General features: G+C 70.9%; 17 protein-coding genes and 2 pseudogenes. 6 read left to right on the top strand and 13 right to left on the bottom strand.

All coding sequences use genetic code 11. From position 1 onward, the window contains the following. The first annotated feature begins 38 nt into the window (after positions 1-38). Complete coding sequence (gene gap / locus AB0L21_RS28485) at positions 39-1037, top strand: type I glyceraldehyde-3-phosphate dehydrogenase (RefSeq protein WP_365703656.1); 999 nt, start codon at positions 39-41, stop codon at positions 1035-1037. Positions 1038-1227: 190 nt separating this feature from the next. On the opposite strand, the pseudogene AB0L21_RS28480 reads toward gap, so the two are convergent. From AB0L21_RS28480 to AB0L21_RS28450, 7 genes and pseudogenes are all read right to left on the bottom strand, one after another. Then, positions 1228-1377 (bottom strand): annotated as a pseudogene (locus tag AB0L21_RS28480) (SDR family NAD(P)-dependent oxidoreductase); the annotation flags it as partial. 142 nt (positions 1378-1519) lie between these two features. Further along, positions 1520-2401 (bottom strand): TauD/TfdA family dioxygenase, encoded by an 882-nt coding sequence (locus tag AB0L21_RS28475; RefSeq protein WP_365787272.1) that lies wholly within the window; start codon positions 2399-2401, stop codon positions 1520-1522. Positions 2402-2432: 31 nt separating this feature from the next. Next, positions 2433-3260, bottom strand: coding sequence for an ABC transporter ATP-binding protein (locus tag AB0L21_RS28470; protein ID WP_365787270.1), 828 nt, complete (start codon positions 3258-3260; stop codon positions 2433-2435). Next, positions 3247-4326: an ABC transporter substrate-binding protein gene (locus AB0L21_RS28465; protein ID WP_365703660.1), complete on the bottom strand. Its 1080-nt coding sequence runs from the start codon at positions 4324-4326 to the stop codon at positions 3247-3249. Before AB0L21_RS28465 ends, AB0L21_RS28470 begins: the two co-directional genes overlap by 14 nt. Before the next feature lie 47 nt (positions 4327-4373). After that, entirely contained in the window at positions 4374-5243 is an 870-nt protein-coding gene (locus AB0L21_RS28460; RefSeq protein WP_365787268.1) for an ABC transporter permease, read from the bottom strand. A 528-nt stretch (positions 5244-5771) separates the two neighbouring features. Continuing rightward, positions 5772-6575: a tetratricopeptide repeat protein gene (locus AB0L21_RS28455; RefSeq protein ID WP_365787266.1), complete on the bottom strand. Its 804-nt coding sequence runs from the start codon at positions 6573-6575 to the stop codon at positions 5772-5774. Between the two features lie 104 nt (positions 6576-6679). Then, positions 6680-7540 (bottom strand): helix-turn-helix transcriptional regulator, encoded by an 861-nt coding sequence (locus AB0L21_RS28450; RefSeq protein ID WP_365787264.1) that lies wholly within the window; start codon positions 7538-7540, stop codon positions 6680-6682. Positions 7541-7661: 121 nt separating this feature from the next. On the opposite strand from AB0L21_RS28450, the gene AB0L21_RS28445 reads away from it, so the two are divergent. The 5 genes from AB0L21_RS28445 (at position 7662) to AB0L21_RS28425 (ending at position 12411) form a co-directional block, all read left to right on the top strand. Continuing rightward, on the top strand, positions 7662-8612 hold the full coding sequence (locus AB0L21_RS28445) for an alpha/beta hydrolase (RefSeq protein WP_365703670.1): 951 nt from the start codon (positions 7662-7664) through the stop codon (positions 8610-8612). A gap of 330 nt (positions 8613-8942) precedes the next feature. Further along, positions 8943-9848 carry an NAD-dependent protein deacetylase gene (locus AB0L21_RS28440; RefSeq protein WP_365787262.1) on the top strand — a complete coding sequence of 302 codons (906 nt, stop codon included), beginning with the start codon at positions 8943-8945 and terminating at the stop codon, positions 9846-9848. A 265-nt stretch (positions 9849-10113) separates the two neighbouring features. Continuing rightward, positions 10114-10605, top strand: a complete 492-nt coding sequence (locus AB0L21_RS28435; protein WP_365787260.1) for a sortase — start codon at positions 10114-10116, stop codon at positions 10603-10605. Positions 10606-10823: 218 nt separating this feature from the next. Further along, the gene (locus AB0L21_RS28430) at positions 10824-11405 is read left to right on the top strand and encodes a class F sortase (protein ID WP_365703791.1); all 582 of its coding nucleotides are present in this window, start codon (positions 10824-10826) and stop codon (positions 11403-11405) included. 238 nt (positions 11406-11643) lie between these two features. Continuing rightward, on the top strand, positions 11644-12411 hold the full coding sequence (locus AB0L21_RS28425) for a class I SAM-dependent methyltransferase (RefSeq protein ID WP_365787258.1): 768 nt from the start codon (positions 11644-11646) through the stop codon (positions 12409-12411). Between the two features lie 63 nt (positions 12412-12474). Here AB0L21_RS28425 and AB0L21_RS28420 read toward each other — a convergent pair whose 3' ends face one another. The 6 genes and pseudogenes from AB0L21_RS28420 to AB0L21_RS28395 all read right to left on the bottom strand — a co-directional run bounded on the left by AB0L21_RS28420 (position 12475) and on the right by AB0L21_RS28395 (position 17535). Further along, positions 12475-13023 (bottom strand): GNAT family N-acetyltransferase, encoded by a 549-nt coding sequence (locus AB0L21_RS28420; protein WP_365787256.1) that lies wholly within the window; start codon positions 13021-13023, stop codon positions 12475-12477. 97 nt (positions 13024-13120) lie between these two features. After that, entirely contained in the window at positions 13121-13696 is a 576-nt protein-coding gene (locus AB0L21_RS28415) for a hypothetical protein (protein ID WP_365703678.1), read from the bottom strand. A 450-nt stretch (positions 13697-14146) separates the two neighbouring features. Then, a complete protein-coding gene (locus AB0L21_RS28410) occupies positions 14147-14887 on the bottom strand; it encodes a VOC family protein (RefSeq protein ID WP_365787254.1) in 741 nt (246 codons plus the stop codon). A 182-nt stretch (positions 14888-15069) separates the two neighbouring features. Then, on the bottom strand, positions 15070-15786 hold the full coding sequence (locus AB0L21_RS28405; protein ID WP_365787320.1) for a TioE family transcriptional regulator: 717 nt from the start codon (positions 15784-15786) through the stop codon (positions 15070-15072). A gap of 26 nt (positions 15787-15812) precedes the next feature. Beyond that, a pseudogene (locus tag AB0L21_RS28400) lies at positions 15813-16238 on the bottom strand (hypothetical protein); the annotation flags it as partial. Beyond that, a complete protein-coding gene (locus AB0L21_RS28395) occupies positions 16192-17535 on the bottom strand; it encodes an MFS transporter (RefSeq protein ID WP_365787252.1) in 1344 nt (447 codons plus the stop codon). The gene AB0L21_RS28395 and the pseudogene AB0L21_RS28400, both read right to left, overlap by 47 nt. Positions 17536-17552 lie beyond the last annotated feature (17 nt).

The raw sequence follows: 17552 nt of genomic DNA, 5'->3' as shown, positions 1-17552 counted from the left end.
GCGGGCGAGCCTGGTGGCGAACGGAAGGGACATCATTCATGACTCGCATCGCCATCAACGGTTTCGGCCGCATCGGACGCAATGTGCTGCGCGCACTGCTGGAGCGCGACAGTGCCCTGGAGATCGTCGCCGTCAACGATCTGACGGAGCCCGCCGCTCTCGCCCGGCTGCTCGCCTTCGACAGTACGGCCGGGCGGCTCGGGCGCCCGGTGACGGCCGACGGGAACGCCCTCGTCGTCGACGGCCGGCGGATCACGGTGCTGGCCGAGCGCGAACCGGCGCAGCTGCCGTGGGCCGAACTCGGTGTCGACGTCGTCCTGGAAGCCACCGGCCGCTTCACCTCGGCCAAGGCCGCCCGCGCGCACCTCGACGCCGGTGCGAAGAAGGTTCTCGTCAGCGCGCCGTCGGACGGAGCCGACGTCACGCTCGCGTTCGGGGTCAACACCGACGCCTACGATCCGGCCGTGCACACGATCGTCTCGAACGCCTCCTGCACCACCAACGCGCTCGCGCCGCTGGCCGCGGTCCTCGACGAACTCGCCGGTATCGAGCACGGGTTCATGACGACGGTGCACGCCTACACGCAGGAGCAGAACCTGCAGGACGGCCCGCACCGCGACCCCCGTCGTGCCCGGGCCGCCGGCATCAACATCGTGCCGACCACGACCGGCGCCGCCAAGGCGATCGGCCTGGTGCTGCCGAACCTCGACGGCAAGCTGTCGGGCGACTCGATCCGCGTGCCGGTACCGGTGGGCTCGATCGTCGAACTCAACACGACCGTCGCCCGCGATGTGACACGCGACGACGTGCTGGCGGCGTACCGCGCCGCAGCACAGGGGCCCCTCGCCGGCATCCTGGAGTACTCGGACGACCCGCTCGTGTCGTCCGACATCACGGGTAATCCCGCCTCGTCGATCTTCGACTCGGCCCTCACCCGCGTCGACGGCCGCCACATCAAGGTGGTCGCGTGGTACGACAACGAGTGGGGTTTCTCGAACCGTGTGATCGACACGCTCGAATTGCTCGCCACCCGCTGACCGGACGCCGGGGTGGTGCCCCGTCTCCGCGACCGCGCCGGCCGGCCTTTCCGCTGGGCGCTTCTGGGTGCACTGGTTGACCGATCGGGCCGGCCAGAGCGCCCGGTGGCCCTGATGGAACTCCAGCAGCGGTACCTTGCCTCACCGAAAGGGACTGGCAAGTCCAGAACGTATCCGGCGTCTGCCGGACCACGTCCTGATCGCCGGTCGACGCGGTGATGTCCTGGGCGACGCGTTCGCCCGCCGCGACGTCCCGCACGGCGAGGGTGACGGCCGCGCCGGTCGCGGCCAGGGCGCGGGCCGTGTCGGCCCCGGGGCCGGAGGAGGCGCCCGTGACCACCGGACGCGGAGATCCTCGGCGAGGCGGGCGACGACGTCGGTGTCGGTGACGTCCAGGGCGAACGTCATGGGAGGGGTGGCGGTAGTGGGCCACCCCTCCCACCGGTTGACAGGAATCAGATCAGCACGGACCTACCCAGAGGTCAGCGTGCGTTCGCGGGACCGACGGGGGTGTCCCCACGCAATGTGATGCGGTGCATGACCCGGTGACGGTCGCCGTAGTCACGGTTGGCGTAGTGGGCCGTGCTGCGGTTGTCCCACAGGGCGACGTCACCGGGCTGCCAGCGATGCCGTACGACGTGTTCCGGCTTGGTGAGGTGGGCGTACAGGATGTCGAGAATGCCCCGGCTCTCGTGCTCCGAGACGCCCACGATGTGCGAGGTGAATCCGGGGTTCACGAACAGACCCTTGCGACCGCTCTCGGGGTGTACGCGCACCACCGGATGCTCGACCGGCGTCAGGTCGGTGAAGACCTGGCCCTCCCAAAGGTTTCCGCGGCCTTTCCGACGCTGGGCGAGGTAGTACCCGAACTCGCGGGTGCCGTCGTGGACCGCGGTGAGTGAGTCGGCCAGCGTCCGCAGGCCCGGCGCCAGCGACTCGTAGGCGAGTTGGCTGTCGGCCCAGTTCGTGTCACCGCCGTTGGGCGGCAGCACCACGGCCCGCAGGAGGGAGATCGCGGGCGGTCGTGGTACGAACGTCACGTCCGTGTGCCAGACGTCGGCGAACCCGTTGTCCTGGCTGTCCAGGGAGTACACCTCGGGGGCCACGTCACCGGAGTCGTGGATCGGGTGCCCGACGGTGACCTCGCCCAGGCGTCTGCCGAACTCGATCTGCCCGGCGTCGTCGAGGCTGTCCTGGCCGCGCACGAAGAGCACCTTGTACTTCACGAGTGCGTGCCGGAGCGCGAGGACCTGGTCGTCGTCCAGGCGGCCGAGATCGATGCCGTGGATCTCGGCTCCGAAGTGCGGGCCGAGTTCGGTGATCGGCAGCTGTGCCGCTGCGGGCCGTTCACTGAGGATGCTCATCTGCCTGTGTTTCCTTTCCTTGATACGGAGGTCAGGCCGCGGCGGCGGCCTTCACGGCGTGGGAGACCTCCGTGCGCAGCTCGGCGAACTCGCGTGAATTCCGGAGCGCTTCGGCGTCGACATCGCCACGCGGCAGGGAGACCGGCAGGTCCAGGGCCACCGTCCCCGGCCCCTTCGTCAGCACCACGATGCGGGAGGCCAGGAACACCGCCTCGTCCGCCGAGTGGGTGACGAACACCGTGGTCCGCCCGGTCTGTGCGGTCACCCGGCGGACGTCCTCCTGGAGCCGTTCCCGGGTCAGCGCGTCCAGCGCCGCGAACGGCTCGTCGAGCAGGAAGAGCGGGTTCTCGGCGGCGAGGGCCCGGGCGATGGCGACCCGCTGCCGCTGGCCGCCGGAGATCTCCCAAGTACGCCTCCTGCCGGTGCCTTCGAGCCCCACCCGTGCGAGCAACTCCGCTCGCCGCTCGGGCCGTTGGCTGCGGTTCACCCCCGCGTACCGCAGTGCCAGGTCGATGTTGCCCCGCACGGTACGCCACGGGAACAGCCGAGGCGTCTGGAACACCACGCCGGCCGACTCACCGGGCCGCGGCTCGGCGCCGGACACCCGCACCGAGCCGTGAGTGGGCTGCTCGAATCCGGCGATCAGCCGCAACAGCGTGCTCTTGCCGCAGCCGGAAGCGCCCACCAGGACCAGGAACTCGCCTGCGGGGACGGTCAGGTCGACCGGCCCGACGGCGGTGACGGTCTCCCCGCCCCGGCGGTACTGGTGGGTGACGTGGTCGAGGCGCACGGACCCGGCACGCGGGGTGTCCGTTCCGTCGTCCTCGACTGCCTGGTGCAGGGCTTCACTTGAGGACATCGGGCAGCCCCTTGAGATAGAGCGCCTCGCGGACGACGTCCTCGGACGGTGCGGCGTCGATCTGCTTCTGGCCGGCCAGGAACCGGCCGGTGTCGGTGACGTACGACAGCAGCTTGCCCGGGGTGCCGTCAGTGCCCAGCCAGTCGGCGGAGGCCACCTCCTCGGGGGTGAGGAAGACGCCTTGCGCGAGCTGCGCCCGGGCGTCCGCGGTGCTGATGCCGAGTTCGGCCGCGACGGCCTTGACCGAGCCGTCGGGGTCGGACTTGAGCAGGCGGAGCGCCTTCGCCTCCGCCTCGCGCCAGGCGTCGATCGCCCGCGGGTCCCTGGCGATCAGTTCGTCGGACACCACGGCGAGGTCCAGGGTCGGTTTGCCTGCCGCGCCGATCTCCTTGCTGCTGGTGAGCTGGGTGCCGGTCTCGCGTAGCTCGTCCAGGGTCGGCAGCCAGACGTAGGCGGCGTCGATGTCCCCCCGCTGCCAGGCGGCGAGGATCGCCTGCGGCTGCAGGTCGACGAGTTTGACGTCGGACGTCTTGAGACCTGCCTTCGTCAGCGCGGCCAGCAGGCTGTAGTGCGAGGTGGAGGCGAACGGAGTCGCGATGGTTCTGCCCTTGAGACCGGCGACGTCGAGGACGCCGGTGGCCTTGCGTGCCACGAGGGCCTCGTTCTCACCCGCGACGTCGAGGATCCACGCGACCTTGTACGGGATCGGCGAGGTCCCGGACACCCCGCGGGCGAACGGGCTGGAGCCCAGCGCGGCGATGTCGAGGGACTTGGCGATGAAGGCCTGGTTGACGCCGGCACCCGAGTCGAACTTGATCCAGGTGATGCTGTAGTCCGGCAGGGCCTTCTCGAGCAGCTTCTTGTTCTTCACGATCAAATCGCCGCTGGGGAAGGCGAAGTAGCCGATGCGCAGCCGCTTGGATCCGCCGGACGTCGACGCCTCACTGTCCGAGGAGCAGCCGGTCACGGCCGCGGACACGGCGGCCAGGGCACCGGCGAGCAGGAGCCGGCGGGACGGTCCCCCCGCGGGGGAGCCGACGGGAACTCTGGGCAGTGAGCGAGACATGGTGGAGCCGTTTCTGTGCGAGAGGAGGGGAGGTGAGGCGGGCTTGGCTAGGAGTGACCGCGCCAGGGCACGGCGGTGCGTTCCAGCCGCAGCAGCAGACCGTCGATGATCAGGCCGGAGACTCCGATGGCGATGACGCCGACCAGCACCACGGGGGTGTTGTTGTAGTTGGCGGCGTCCTTGACCATGCCGCCGATGCCGGGCAGTCCGTTGACCAACTCGGCGGCGACGAGGGAGGAGTAGGCGACTCCCACGGCGAGCCGGACGCCGGTGAGTGTCTCCGGCAGAGCGGACGGGAGGACGACGTCCTTGACGACGTCCCACCGCGAGGCGCCGAGGGCGCGGGCGGCTTCGATGAGGCTCCGCGGTACGGCCGCCACGGCCGTCGTCGTGGACACCGCCACCGGTGGGAAGGCGGCCACGGCCAGCAGGGTGACCTTCGGCTCCTCGTTGATGCCCAGCCAGATGATGAGCAGCGAGAAGTACGCCAGCGGCGGCAGCGTTCGCAGGAAGGTGATCCAGGGTTCGAACAGCGAGCGCAACCAGCCGACGGTGCCCATGGCGAGCCCGAAGAGCACCCCGAGGGCGATGCCGGCACCGGATCCGATGGCGATGCGCCGCAGGCTGATGCCCAGGTGCTCGATGAGGTAGGTCCCGTTGTAGCCCCGTACGCCGTCGTGTGTCGTGGAAACGTCGATGAACGCGTCCCACACCTGTGCCGGCGGCGGAACCAGCGTCTCGCTCCACGTCCCGCTCGCCGCCAGCAACTGCCACAGCGCGAGGAACAGGAGGAGCGAACCGAACGGCAGGGCGACACGGCGCACGCGCGCCCACGCGCCCCGTGGGGACCGTCGAACCGGCGGTTCGACGGCTATGGGGGTGAGATCGGCTTCTGGCAGACGGGATGTCGTGGACATGGGGCAGCCTCCAAGGGCGCCGCGCATGAGCGGCTGGGGTCAGCGGAGCTGACAGACGCGGAGCAGGCACCGCCGGGTACAGGGGACACAGCTCCCGCCGGGTGACACGACCGGACAGCGGGAGGGGAAGAGCCTCAGAAACGCTGAGTCAGCGACAACACGAAGCCGGGCGCCGGCACAGGTCGATGACCAGGCGTCGCACCAAGAACCCGTGAATCATGGGCCTATTTCTACAGCAGTACCCGCTCCCCGCAAAGAGCGTCCCACTCTCTGGACCAGGCCTCTTACCGATCGTTTCGGCCGTGGGTCGCCGTCGCGGAACGCCCTGCCCCGTGGGCCCTCGAAGAGCGTGCCGATCCCGCCCGTCTCGTCGCGTCCCGCCACGGCCTGCCGCCCGACCGGGTCGGTCCGTGACCGCGCTGCTGCCTGAGGCGCGAGTCGCGAACCTCTGTCGTGAGGTCTCGGCGATCCCGCCCCACCGGCTCGGGGCAGGCCTGTCGGCGGATCGGTTCCCGGCCGGACGTCGCGTCAGCTCCGGCTGCCGCCCAGGACCGTGCCGATCAGGGCCTCCGCCGATCCTGGGTCGCGGGCGAGCCGCCCGGCTTCCCGTATCTGTTCCTCGTCCAGCGCTCCGGTCTTCGCCAGCTGGATCGCCTCGTGGACGCCGTTTCCGTCGCCGTGCGCGAGCATGACGAAGAACCAGCGCACCGCCTGCACCGGGTCCGGGGTGGTACCGAAGCCGTCGCGGTACCAGCAGGCCGCCGCGTTCATCGCCCCTGTATGCCCGCGCTCGGCCGCCCAGACGTACCAGCCCAGCGCTTCCTCGTCGCGGTCCAGCGCCGACAGACGGTCGCCGAGGGCCGCGCCGGCGGCCACGATCCCCTCGCGTGCGGCGGTTTCTAACAGCCGCAGGGACTCGTCGAGGTCGTCGGCCAACTGCGCGAGGTTGAACATGCCGTAGGCGTCCCCGCCCTCGGCGGCCGACCGGAACAATGCAGCGGCACCCGCGCGGTCCTCCGCGACGCCGCGACCCGTCATCAGCATGTGCCCGTAGGTGCGCTGACCGGCCGGGAGCCCGGCCTCGGCCGCCGCGCGGGCATAACGCACGGCCATGGGCAGGGCCGACTCGTCGAAGTACTCCAGGTAGATCCCGGCGAGCAGCGCGGCGGCCTCCGCCGACCCGCCGTCCGCCAGCGGTACCAGCTCGACGGTCACCCGGGCCGCCAGCTCGGCACCCTCCGCACTGCCCTCCATGGCAGCCCGGACGAAGGCGTGTCCCGCGCCTACCCAGTCCCCGGCCTCGGCTGCCCTGATCCCCTCGTCCACGTCCATGCGGGAACCCCTATGCCGTCGTCCGGAGGGTCATCCTCGGAGCCATGACCCGATCGGAGCGGTGGCGGCGGTGCCGTGGAAAACCTAACGCCCCCGTGGAGCGCCTACTGCTCGGCGCCTGTCACGGGCTGGGCGTTCCACGAGGCGAGGATGCGCAGGGAGGCGTGGGAGGGCGTGCCGGGCTCCGCCGTGAGGACCATGAGGCGCTGGTTGCTGCCGTCGGGGCTGGCCCACATGTCGCAGTCCAGGGTGAGGTCGCCGACGACCGGATGTCGGTAGTGCTTCGTCCCGTTGCTCGCGCTGGTCGCGTGGTGCGCTGCCCACCAGGTGCCAAAGTCCCTGTCCTGTACGGAGAGTTCGCCGACGAGAACCGCGAGCTCGGGGTCATCCGGACAGGTCGCGGCTTCCATCCGCAGAGCGGCTACGGCGGTGCGGGCCGCGGATTCCCAGTCGACGTGCAGGGCTCGTACCGCCGGATCGGTGAACAGCAGTCGGACGTAGTTGCGGCCGGCGGGACGGAGCGCGGCGAAGTCGGTGTAGAGGGCGTGGGCCATCGGGTTCCAGGCCAGGACGTCCATGCGGCGGCCCAGCACGATCGCTGGGGTTTCGGTGAGCTGGTCGAGGAGTCTGCGCATCGCCGGGCGAAGCCGCTGAGGGGTGCGGCGCGCCGGGCGGGTCAGGGGCTTGCCTGCCAGTAGGTGGAGGTAGGTCTTGTCGTTCTCGTCCAGTCGCAGGACGTCGGCGAGGACGGCCAGGATCGCAGCGGATGCCGGCTTGCGGCCCTGCTCCAGCCGTGTGTAGTAGTCGACGCTGATCGACGCGAGCTGCGCCACTTCCTCACGCCGCAGCCCACGGACGCGCCGGGGACCGCCGTCGGCCAGGCCGACGTCCTTCGGGGTCAGTGCGGCACGTCGTGCCTTGAGGAAGGCACCGAGCTCGGCCGAACCACCGGTTGAGGGCTTCATGGGTCCAGTGTCTCTCCGAGAGGGAACCGGTTGGGAGGGCCGAAATCGTCCCGGGCAGCCCGTGTCCTACGGACGAGAAAGGCTTCTGGTACGGATCCGGCTGCCGCGTCAGGCTGAGGTCATGAAGACGAACGTGACCTTCGACAGCGCCGGGATCAGGATCGCCGGGCATCTCTACCTCCCCGACGACACGACGGCCGGCCCGTACCCGGCGGTCGTGGTGGCCCACCCCGCCGGCGGCGTCAAGGAGCAGGCCGCGGGTCTGTACGCCCGGCTCCTGGCCGAGCGGGGCTTCCTCACTCTGGCCTTCGACGCCGCCTACCAGGGGGAAAGCGGCGGCGAGCCACGCGGCCTGGAGGATCCCGCCCACCGGGTCGAGGACATCAAGGCAGCGGTGTCGTACCTGAGCGCCCACGAACGGGTGGACGCCGACCGCATCGGCGCGCTGGGCATCTGCGCCTCCGGCGGGTACGTGGTGCCTGCCGCGGTGGGCGACCACCGGATCAAGGCCGTCGGGACCGTCAGCGCCGCCGACGTCGGCCGGCAATTCCGGCAGGGCCCCGACGACGAACAGGATCCCGCGATCATTCAGGGCATGCTCGATGCCGCGGCCGCGTCCCGCACCGCGGAGTTCCGCGGCAGCGAACCGCACACCTTCCCGATCTTCCCGAGCACCGAGGAAGAGGCCCGGTCCGGCGGTCAGCACGTGTACGAGGGCTGGGAGTACTACTGCACCGACCGGGCCCGGCATCCCCGCTCCGCCAAGACGTTCACCTGGAGCAGCATCGACCGCATCGTGGCCTTCGATCCCTTCAGGTTCATCCACCTGATCGCACCACGCCCGCTCCTCATGATCGCCGGGACCGAGGCCGTGACCCGCCACATGACGGCCCAGGCGTTCGAGAACGCCGGGGACCCCAAGGAACTGGTGTGGATCGACGGCGCCAGTCATGTCGACCTCTACGACAAGCCCGAGTACGTCACGCCCGCGGTCGCGCGGCTCACGGACTTCTTCCGCGCCCGGCTCACCCGCTCCGCCGACGTCCCCGAGGTGGCATCGCCGAACAGGTAGCCGGACGGGCGTGGCCTCGCTGGGCGGTTGGTCCGCAGGGGGAGCCGGGACGCTGCCGGGCTCCTGCGCCGCGGTGCACGGGGTTCAGCCCTCCCGGCAGGGTCCGGCACATCCGTGTGCACACCGATGTCCGCACCGTCCGGGATGCGCGAGCCGGCCGCCGCGGCGGCACGCGATCGGCTTCGGCCTGTCCGGTGCAGGCCGAATTCGGCCATGGCGGCGACCCGGACCGGACCCGGATCCCGGCAGCCGCGGCGCTGCGCTGCGCGCAAGAGGTGGGGGACGCCGTAGCGGACTCCCCGACGGCAGCCTGTTCCGTACCCTGGCGGCATGCGTATGCGCCCCACTCTGCGTTGGATACCCACCGAGGACCTGCCGCCCGGCACCACGGATCTGGAGCCGGTCGCCGATGCGCTGAGCGCCGGCGGTGTGCTGGTGCTCAGCGGGGCGGGCATCTCCACGGAGTCGGGCATCCCCGACTACCGGGGCGAGGGCGGGAGCCTGAGCCGGCACACCCCGATGACCTACCAGGAGTTCACCGCCAGCGCCCGGGTCCGGCGCCGGTACTGGGCGCGCAGCCACCTCGGATGGCGCACCTTCGGCCGTGCCCGCCCCAATGCCGGGCACCGGGCCGTGGCCGCGTTCGGGCGGCACGGCCTGCTTTCCGGCGTGATCACCCAGAACGTCGACAGCCTGCACCAGGCCGCCGGCAGCGAGGGCGTCGTGGAACTCCACGGAAGCCTGGACCGGGTCGTATGCCTCGGGTGTGGCGCGTTCAGCCCGCGCCGCGAACTCGCCCAGCGGCTGGAAGCGGCCAATCCGGGCTTCGAGCCGGTGGCGGCGGGAATCAACCCGGACGGTGACGCCGACCTCACTGACGAACAGGTCAAGGACTTCCGCGTACTGCCCTGCGTGATCTGCGGCGGCATCCTCAAGCCGGACGTCGTGTTCTTCGGCGAGGCAGTTCCCCCGCAGCGGGTCGAGTACTGCCGCGAGCTGGTCCGTGAGGCAGCCTCACTGCTGGTCCTCGGGTCCTCGCTGACGGTGATGTCCGGGCTGAGGTTCGTCCGCCAGGCGGCCGAGGCCGGGAAGCCGGTGCTCATCATCAACCGGGACCAGACCCGAGGTGACCGCCACGCCCTCACCCGGGTCGCGCTCCCGCTGGGGAGAGCCCTCACCACCGTGGCCGGCCGGCTGGACATCCCCATCGACGTCCAGGCCTCGCCCCGGGCCTGACCCCCGACCGGGACACGGTCCCCGCACGGGACCGCCCGGTCGTCGTTCACCGTTATGGGGACGGGGCGGTGGGTGATGAGTACGGATGATCTCCGCCTCGTTGACCTGCGTAAGCGATCAAGAGGGAAGGCCGGAACGCCTGACCGGGTGACAGGTTGGGCGACTCGTCAGGTTGCGGAACTGACGGACTGTCGGTTGCCTCGTGAGCGGAACACACGAGATGTGCCGCGCAGCAGGCCGGACACTGTTCCGTTGGAGGATTCGCATGCGCTACAGACACATGGGTGCGGGTATCGGCCTGGTTCTCGGTGCCCTCGGGCTGCAGATCCCGGCCGCTGCCGCCGCTGATGACTCAGATGTCCGTATCGAACCCTGGAACGCCCCACCGGGTTCCACGGTCACGGTCAGTACGAGGGCCTGCGACGCTGACGCGGACTATGGCAAGGGCCGGTCGGAGGTGGCGGGAGAGTTCCACCTCTTCGCAGGCGAGGAGGAGGGGGTGCTCACGGGCGAGTTCCAGATCCCGGAAGGAACCCGGCCGGGCAGCGACACAGTCACCGTGAAGTGTCCGCCACTGACCAAGGTCACGGAGACGTACCGGGTCATCGGACGCCCTCCGAGCGGCTCGGTCAGCGCCGGCTTCGGACCGGCCGAAGACGCGGGTGCGGGGCTCGCCCTGGGCGGTGGGCTGCTCGTCACGGCCGCCGTCGGGGGTGCGGTCTGGCTGCGCCGCCGCCCGAACGGCAACCGCACCTGACCGTCCCGATCCGCCGGCCGGCCGGAGTCCCCTTCGGCCTGTGACCGGCCCCTGGAACGGCTTCGGACCCGGTGGCCGCGAGGCCCGCCCACCGCAAGGCACCACCCGCTCCGACGCACCCGCCGTGCAGCAAAGACCGAACCGCGATGGCAGCCAGACACCACACCAGCTCGTCCCGAGACCCGTCCACTCCCGCGGTGGTCCTTCTGGCCTGCGCGATGACGGCAGGTGTGGTGCTGCTGATCAGCGGGGTGCGCGACGGCGAGTCACCACCGCAGCCGTCGGCGGCGCGGGCCTTCTCAGCCTCGGCAGACCCCACCCGCCCCACCGTCCACCCGCTGCCCCCCGCAGATCCTGTCCGGCTCCGGATCGCCGCCATCGGGGTGGACGCCCCGATGACACGCGTGGGCCTCGATGCGGCAGGGGCACTGCGGACCCCACCACCTGACAAACCCGACTACGCCGGCTGGTACGGCGACGGCACGCCTCCCGGCTCGGAAGGCACCGCCATCGCCACCGGGCATGTGGACACACCCACCGGCGACCCCGGTGTCTTCTACGACCTCGGCGCCCTGACCGAGGGCGCCACCATCGAGATCAGCCGGGCCGACCGGCGGACAGCGGTGTTCACCGTCCGCGCCGTCGAGCTGTACGACAGGGAGAAGTTCCCCAGCAAGAAGGTCTACGGCAGTTCCGGCCGGCCCGAGCTGCGGTTGATCACCTGCGGTGGCGGCTACGACAAGCGCACCGGCTACCTGGGCAACGTCGTGGTCTACGCGACGCTGACCGCGGTGACGTAGTCGGCCGAACGGGCCATGACCGCTGGACGCGGACGCCGACCACCGCGTACGCGCAACGTCGCACGCCATCCGCTCAGCCGGCTTGTTCAAGAAAACTCGACCGTCGCTCACGGTGGCCGCGTCACAGAAGGGGAGCCAGAACCCGAGACGTGACGGCACCCCCGTCCGCAAGGGTGTGCGCGCCGATGACGGAGCTGACCAGCGCCTCCGGGAGGGTCAGCCACGGTCATCCCGGGACATGTCCGGGACATCGGTGGCGCACTTCTACGACGAACTGGCCGACGACTACCACCTGATCTACTCGGACTGGGACGCGAGCATCCGTCGGCAGGGCGACGCTCTGGCCGCCCTGATCGGCCAGGATCGCGCGGCGGTGCTCGACTGCTCCTGCGGCATCGGCACGCAGGCCATCGGCCTGGCGCTGCGCGGACACAGCGTCACCGGGACCGACCTCAGCCCCCGCGCAGCCGCCCGCGCTGTCCGTGAGGCCGCCCGCCGGGGCCTGAACCTGCACACGGCCGCCGCCGACATGCGGCGCCTCCCGTTTCCCGATGGCCGGTTCGACACCGTCGTCTGCGCCGACAACTCGCTGCCTCACCTGCTGACAGAGCAGGATGTGCGCGTCGTCTTGGCCGAGATGCGCCGCGTGTTGCGTCCCGCCGGCCTGCTGCTGGTCAGTACACGCCCCTACGAAGATCTGCTGCGCGACCGCCCCTCGTCGACGCCTCCACATGTGCACCGGGCCGCCGACGACGGAGAACGGACCGTCACCTTCCAGCTATGGCACGGGCACGACGACGGCGAGCACTACGACCTGGAGCATTTCCCACTCCTTCCGGGAGGCGGAGCATGGCGCGTCAAGGTCCGCCGGACCACCTACTGGGCACTCGGCCAGGGACGGCTGGCCGACCTCGCAGCCGAGGCCGGGTTCGTCGCACCCGGGTGGCGGACGCCGCAGGAGACAGGCTTCTTCCAGCCGCTGCTCGTGGCCCGCGCCGGCAAGTAGTCAGCCGGGAACAGCAGGTGTCAGCCTGCTTCGGCGGTAGCTCCCGGTGAAGGAAACGGCCGCTCAATCGGACGGCATGACCGAGGACCACACACCGAACCACTGCTCGGCGCCGTACTCCTCGAACCGCTCCACCTCGGCGAACCCCAGCTTCGCCGCGAGGCGCATCGCACGAACGTTGGCGGTCTGGGTGGTGAGCACCACCGGCTCACCGGGAAACACGTCCGCGAACCAGTCGAGTGCCGCCGCACACGCCTCCGCGGCATACCCGCGTCCCCATGCCTCCGGCAGGAACATGTAGCCCAGCTCGGCCTCCCCGCCCTCCGGACGGACGCGCCCCGGACGCTCCGCGTCGCGCCGTTCGAGCGTGATCATTCCGATCATCGCTCCGTCGAGATCAACCACGAAAAGGCCAGGGCGCCGCCCGGGCACCTCAGGCACCGCGCGCTCGAGCTCATCACGCGGTCGAGGACCACCGACATAGGTGCCCACCTCTGGCGATGCGAACAACTCGATGAACGCCGCACGGTCCCGGGCCTCGGACTCGCGGAGCACGAGCCGTTCGGTGCTTATCGGGGCAGGCGGCCAGAGGACGGACCCGAGTTCAGTCATGACGGGCAACCTATTACTCGCACGTGAGAGTGATCCAGAAGAGAAGGTCAGTGGGGTTGAAGCTGCGATCACCGGGCGTACCGGGGGCGGCGCGACTTCAGTCGGAGAAGGAGCGGGCGAAGCCGGCCAGATTCCGCGGGCAGGCCCATATCTCCCGCGTCATGCGGCCCTCGTACCAGGACTGGGCTCCTTCCTCGTCGGGCCAGTTCTCCTCATCGGCCAGGGCCGCTTCATGGGCGGCGTCCCGCTCCGGATGGGCCAGCATCTCCAGGACCCACCGGAAGTTGTCCAGCCCGGCATCGAGCGGCATGTCGTCGCACGGATGCGCCTCGTGCGCACAAGCCGCCTGCCCCAGAGCACGTTCGACCGCGCCCATCGCCTCCAGCACCCGAGCCTCGGCCACCGCGTCCGGGCGGGCATCGATCACGTAAGGGCCTATCAGCACCAGCCCGAGGGTCCACAGAGCGGTGTCCGGTCCGCCGGCCGCCACGCTCGCCTCAAGATTCTTCGCGCACTCCAGTACCGTGCCTGGCGCGTCGCCGAGGTAGTAGCCGTGCCGGATCTCGTCCCACTCGTCGATGAGGGCGTCCCACTCGGCAGGGGTGGTGGGCGCCGGAGTCGGGGGCAGCTCATCGTCGTCGTACCGGTCCTGGACCGTCTCCGTAGGGGTCATGATCAGAGGATGACATGAAGGCCGGAGGCGTCGCCCGGCGGGCGCCCATGTCCGAGACTTGCAGCTTCTCACTGACTGACATCGAGGTGGCGAGGATGCTGGACGAGCCCATCGGCGACAAGGAGTTCCGGCGGGGCGTCCGGCTTCTGCTGGAGGCCGGCGCGGACGTGGCACCCCGCATGCCGAGCGAACTGCGTGACCTGTTCGAGGAGTTGCGCTTCGCCATGCGCCGACGATCTCGTCCCACTCCAGCCGCTGCCACCGCAGTACCGTGCGGAACCTCAGCCCGGCCGGCCCCGCCTCCGCACGGCGGCCGAGCGCCGCGAGGGCGCTCACAACGGTCAGCGCATCTATGGCTCCGGAGAGGATCGGTGCTCAGAGCGGCCAGCTGCGGCACTCGATCAACAAGCGGGTTGCGCCGGCCCCTCGGGGTGTCGTCAGGGCGCCGCGTCAGGACGGGGCGAGGACGCAGAACTCGTGGCCCTCCGGGTCGGCCAGGCATGTCCACGGGACGTCGCCCTGGCCGAGGTCGAGGTCGGTGGCGCCGAGGGCGCGCAGGCGGGTCACCTCCGCTGTCTTGTCGTCACCGGGGTACGGCAGCATGTCAAGATGGACGCGGTCTGGCACGGTCTTCACCCCGGGCGTGCGGAGGAACTCGAGATACGAGCCGACGCCCCTGGCGGAACGCAACACCGCGCGGTCGTCGGTCACCTCGTGCAGGGTCCAGTCCATCGCCTCGCCCCAGAACCGGGCCATGGCCCGCGGATCCGTACAGTCGACCACCACCCGGGCGATCGGCCCGGTGTCCCGGTAGATCTCCCGAGGCTCCCGTACGCAGAACTCGTTGCCCTCCGGGTCGGCGAGAACCGTCCACGGCACGGCGCCCTGGCCCACGTCGACGGGTGTCGCACCGAAAGACTTCAGGCGCGCGACCAGCTCCGCCTGGTGGGCCGTAGACGTGGTGGCGAGATCGAGGTGCACACGGTTCTTTGTTGCTGTCTTGGGTTCCGGGACGGGAACGACGTCGACGCAGACGGCGACCGGGTCCGGCCAAACGGGGCCGCCGGCGGGTCCGACGTAGGTGGTCACACCGGGGCTGTAAGCACTCCAGCCGAGCGCCTCCGCCCAGAACCGGCCGACCGCCGAGGCGTCAAGAGCCTTGATGTTCACCTGCACAGGTCGCAGTGTCATGCCGGCGACCCTATGCGCCCGTTCCGCAACGACATCCGCACCGCCGCCGAACGGAAGAGCGGGCGCTTCACGACAAGGCACTGATCCGGTCCGCGAGGATCGTGACGGTCCCGCACCCACGGCGGACGCCGCGGCGAGCGCCGTACACCAGGGCAGTGCGGCTCCGATGTCGAATGCGCAGGTCAGATCATGGTTGGTTCGCGCGCTCGGAGGTAGGCCGCCAATTCGGCGGCCCCGGTCAGCATCGCTCGCCCGCGGGCGGACAGCCTCCCGTGCCAGTCGCACAGTGCGGCCTCCAGTGGCTGCAGCCCGCCGGCCGCCCGCACCTGGGCGATCAGCGGGGCGATCTGCTCCAGCAGGTAGCCGCCCCGCCTGAGCTGGTGGGCCAGCCGGGCGTCCCGTACGTCGGCCTCGTCGTAGACGCGGTAGCCGGTCCGCGGGTCACGGCGCGGGCGTACCAGTCCGGCGCGCTCCCATGTGCGCAGCGTCGCGGGCCGGATGCCGAGTTTCGCTGCCAGCGGCCCGATGAACGTGCTGCCGGGCCTCGGCACCTCGGTCGGCTCGGACCGCGCACCAGGCTCGGGCGCCGTGGTCGACTCCAGTTCGCGCAGGGCGCTCTCCACGGCCTGGAGGGTCCGCCGGTCGTCGAGAAGCTGGGCATGGCTCTCGTCGATGAGGCGGAACGCCTCGTCGACCGCGTCCTGGTTCACGGCTCGCATGATCGACGTCGCCGTCTGGTGACCGTGGCCGGGCACCAGGGCGAGAAATGCGCGCAGGGCCTGGGCGTGCAGCGCGGTGTAGACGCGGTAGCCGTGGGGTGTGCGACCGGCGGCCGGAAGGATGCCGGCCTCCTCGTAGTTCCTGATCGCCTGCGTGGACAGACCGCTCCCACGGGCCAGATCAACCGGCCTGAGCCTGTCACCGTTAGGACGGTCTGGCCGGTGACGAGGTCGGCGTGGTCGAACAGGCCCTGCCCGGCGGTCGGTCCGGAGATGGGCAGTGCGGCTGCCACCGTGTGGCCGACGTCGGCGGGGAGCGGGGCGATGTTGCGGGCTTCCACGGCGACGTGCTCGGCGAGCGAGCCGTTGCCGATCCAGTGGGTCAGTGCGAAGACACGCTGTCCGACGGTGAGGCCGGTCGTTCCGTGGCCGAGTTCCGTCGCCACCCCCGCGACCGACCTCGCGGCCGGGCACGCTGGGGGTGCGGCGCGGCCGGCGAGGTCGGTCCGGCGTGCGGGCCGGTCGAGCGCTCCTCGGGTGAGGCCCGCGGCGTGCGCCCGCACGATGACATCGAGGTGGAGGGCGTCAGCGGACCTTCGGCGGGGAGCCGTCGCCGCTCGCGGGTGGGCGATGTGCGACAGTCGGCCCCGCCTGACCGGAACGGCCGGCGCAGGCGGTGAGGGCGTCGGCGCCCCGCGGGGATCCGGTGTCGCGCCCCGTGGGCCCGTCGGCCTGCGACCGGGCCGCGTGGACCAGTGCGAGCAGCGACAGAGACCCGACGAACGCGACGTAGAGGAAGCTGGTGGTCCTCAGACCCCATGCCGGTGCCAGCAGGCCGGCCGCGAGGGCGGGAAGACTCAGCGCCGCATAGCTGACGACGTACACGGCGGAGAACACCTCCGATCGGGACTGCGCGGTGGTGACCTCGCCGATGGCTCGCAGGTTGCCGTTGTACGTCAGGCCGACCCCCAGACCCGCCACGACGGCCCCGCACGCGTAGACGACCGGGGACGACAGGGCGATGGCCACGGCCAGTCCGGCCGAGCCCAGGGTCAGCAGGACCGCGCCCAGCAGTGTGGCCCGCCGCACCGTGTGCCGGGCGGACCACATGCCGCCCGTACCGCCGGCGAGGAACAGCGCGGCGATGTCGAGCCCGCCCGCGGCTCCCCAGGTGACGTGGAGGACACCGGCGACCACGGAGGGGGTCAGGGCGAGGAACAGCCCCGTGACGGACCAGCCCGCCACGAGGGCGGGTACGGCGGCCAGGAACCGGTGCCGGGATCCCTGCGGGATGCCCACTCTCGGGCGGAGCCTGGCCGGCGCGCCGGCCGGCGGTGCGACCGTCTCGGGGATGTACCAGACCGCCACCGCGAGGAGCAGGAAGACGCAGGTGAGGACGGAGAAGACGTACGTGTCCGGGTGGGCGACCGACTGGACCAGCAGTCCCACCACAGCGGCGCCGGCGGCCAGGCCCACGCTCGTCCCCACTGCCGTCACCGTGGTCCCCGCGTGCGGGCGCTTCACCGGGGAGAAGTCGACCAGCCCGGCGGCCAGCCCTCCGATGGCGGTTCCGGTGGCGACGCCCTGCACCGTCCGTGCGATCACCAGGGACAGGACACCACTGGCCGTCCAGAAGATCGCCGTACTGGCCGCGGCCAGCAGGAGCGCGGTGAGCAGCACGGGACGGCGCCCCAGGCGGTCGCTCACCGGCCCCAGGGTCAGCAGGGCTCCGAGCAGCCCCACGACGTACACGGCGAAGACGACCGTCACCGTGGTGACCGAGAAGTCCCAGCGCTCCCGGTACAGGGGATAGATCGGTGAGGGCGCGCTCGCGGTCGCCATCAGTACGACGGTGGTGGCCGAAAGCACGCTGAAGGCGGCGCGCCGGCTCAGACGAGGAGGGGTGCGGCGAGAACGCGGCGGTTGCATCGATTCGTTCCTGGCCG

It is taken from the genome of Streptomyces sp. NPDC052721 (assembly GCF_040678315.1).
Lineage (GTDB): Bacteria > Actinomycetota > Actinomycetes > Streptomycetales > Streptomycetaceae > Streptomyces.
This window is presented reverse-complemented; position numbering and strand designations above follow the sequence as displayed.

Coding starts and splice junctions, on each gene's coding strand:
- gap (WP_365703656.1), top strand. CDS start 39: ATGACTCGCATCGCCATCAACGGTTTCGGCCGCATCGGACGCAATGTG.
- AB0L21_RS28470 (WP_365787270.1), bottom strand. CDS start 3,260: ATGTCCTCAAGTGAAGCCCTGCACCAGGCAGTCGAGGACGACGGAACG.
- AB0L21_RS28450 (WP_365787264.1), bottom strand. CDS start 7,540: ATGAAGCCCTCAACCGGTGGTTCGGCCGAGCTCGGTGCCTTCCTCAAG.
- AB0L21_RS28455 (WP_365787266.1), bottom strand. CDS start 6,575: ATGGACGTGGACGAGGGGATCAGGGCAGCCGAGGCCGGGGACTGGGTA.
- AB0L21_RS28425 (WP_365787258.1), top strand. CDS start 11,644: ATGTCCGGGACATCGGTGGCGCACTTCTACGACGAACTGGCCGACGAC.
- AB0L21_RS28410 (WP_365787254.1), bottom strand. CDS start 14,887: ATGACACTGCGACCTGTGCAGGTGAACATCAAGGCTCTTGACGCCTCG.
- AB0L21_RS28460 (WP_365787268.1), bottom strand. CDS start 5,243: ATGTCCACGACATCCCGTCTGCCAGAAGCCGATCTCACCCCCATAGCC.
- AB0L21_RS28420 (WP_365787256.1), bottom strand. CDS start 13,023: ATGACTGAACTCGGGTCCGTCCTCTGGCCGCCTGCCCCGATAAGCACC.
- AB0L21_RS28440 (WP_365787262.1), top strand. CDS start 8,943: ATGCGTATGCGCCCCACTCTGCGTTGGATACCCACCGAGGACCTGCCG.
- AB0L21_RS28445 (WP_365703670.1), top strand. CDS start 7,662: ATGAAGACGAACGTGACCTTCGACAGCGCCGGGATCAGGATCGCCGGG.
- AB0L21_RS28465 (WP_365703660.1), bottom strand. CDS start 4,326: ATGTCTCGCTCACTGCCCAGAGTTCCCGTCGGCTCCCCCGCGGGGGGA.
- AB0L21_RS28415 (WP_365703678.1), bottom strand. CDS start 13,696: ATGACCCCTACGGAGACGGTCCAGGACCGGTACGACGACGATGAGCTG.
- AB0L21_RS28395 (WP_365787252.1), bottom strand. CDS start 17,535: ATGCAACCGCCGCGTTCTCGCCGCACCCCTCCTCGTCTGAGCCGGCGC.
- AB0L21_RS28430 (WP_365703791.1), top strand. CDS start 10,824: ATGACGGCAGGTGTGGTGCTGCTGATCAGCGGGGTGCGCGACGGCGAG.
- AB0L21_RS28435 (WP_365787260.1), top strand. CDS start 10,114: ATGCGCTACAGACACATGGGTGCGGGTATCGGCCTGGTTCTCGGTGCC.
- AB0L21_RS28475 (WP_365787272.1), bottom strand. CDS start 2,401: ATGAGCATCCTCAGTGAACGGCCCGCAGCGGCACAGCTGCCGATCACC.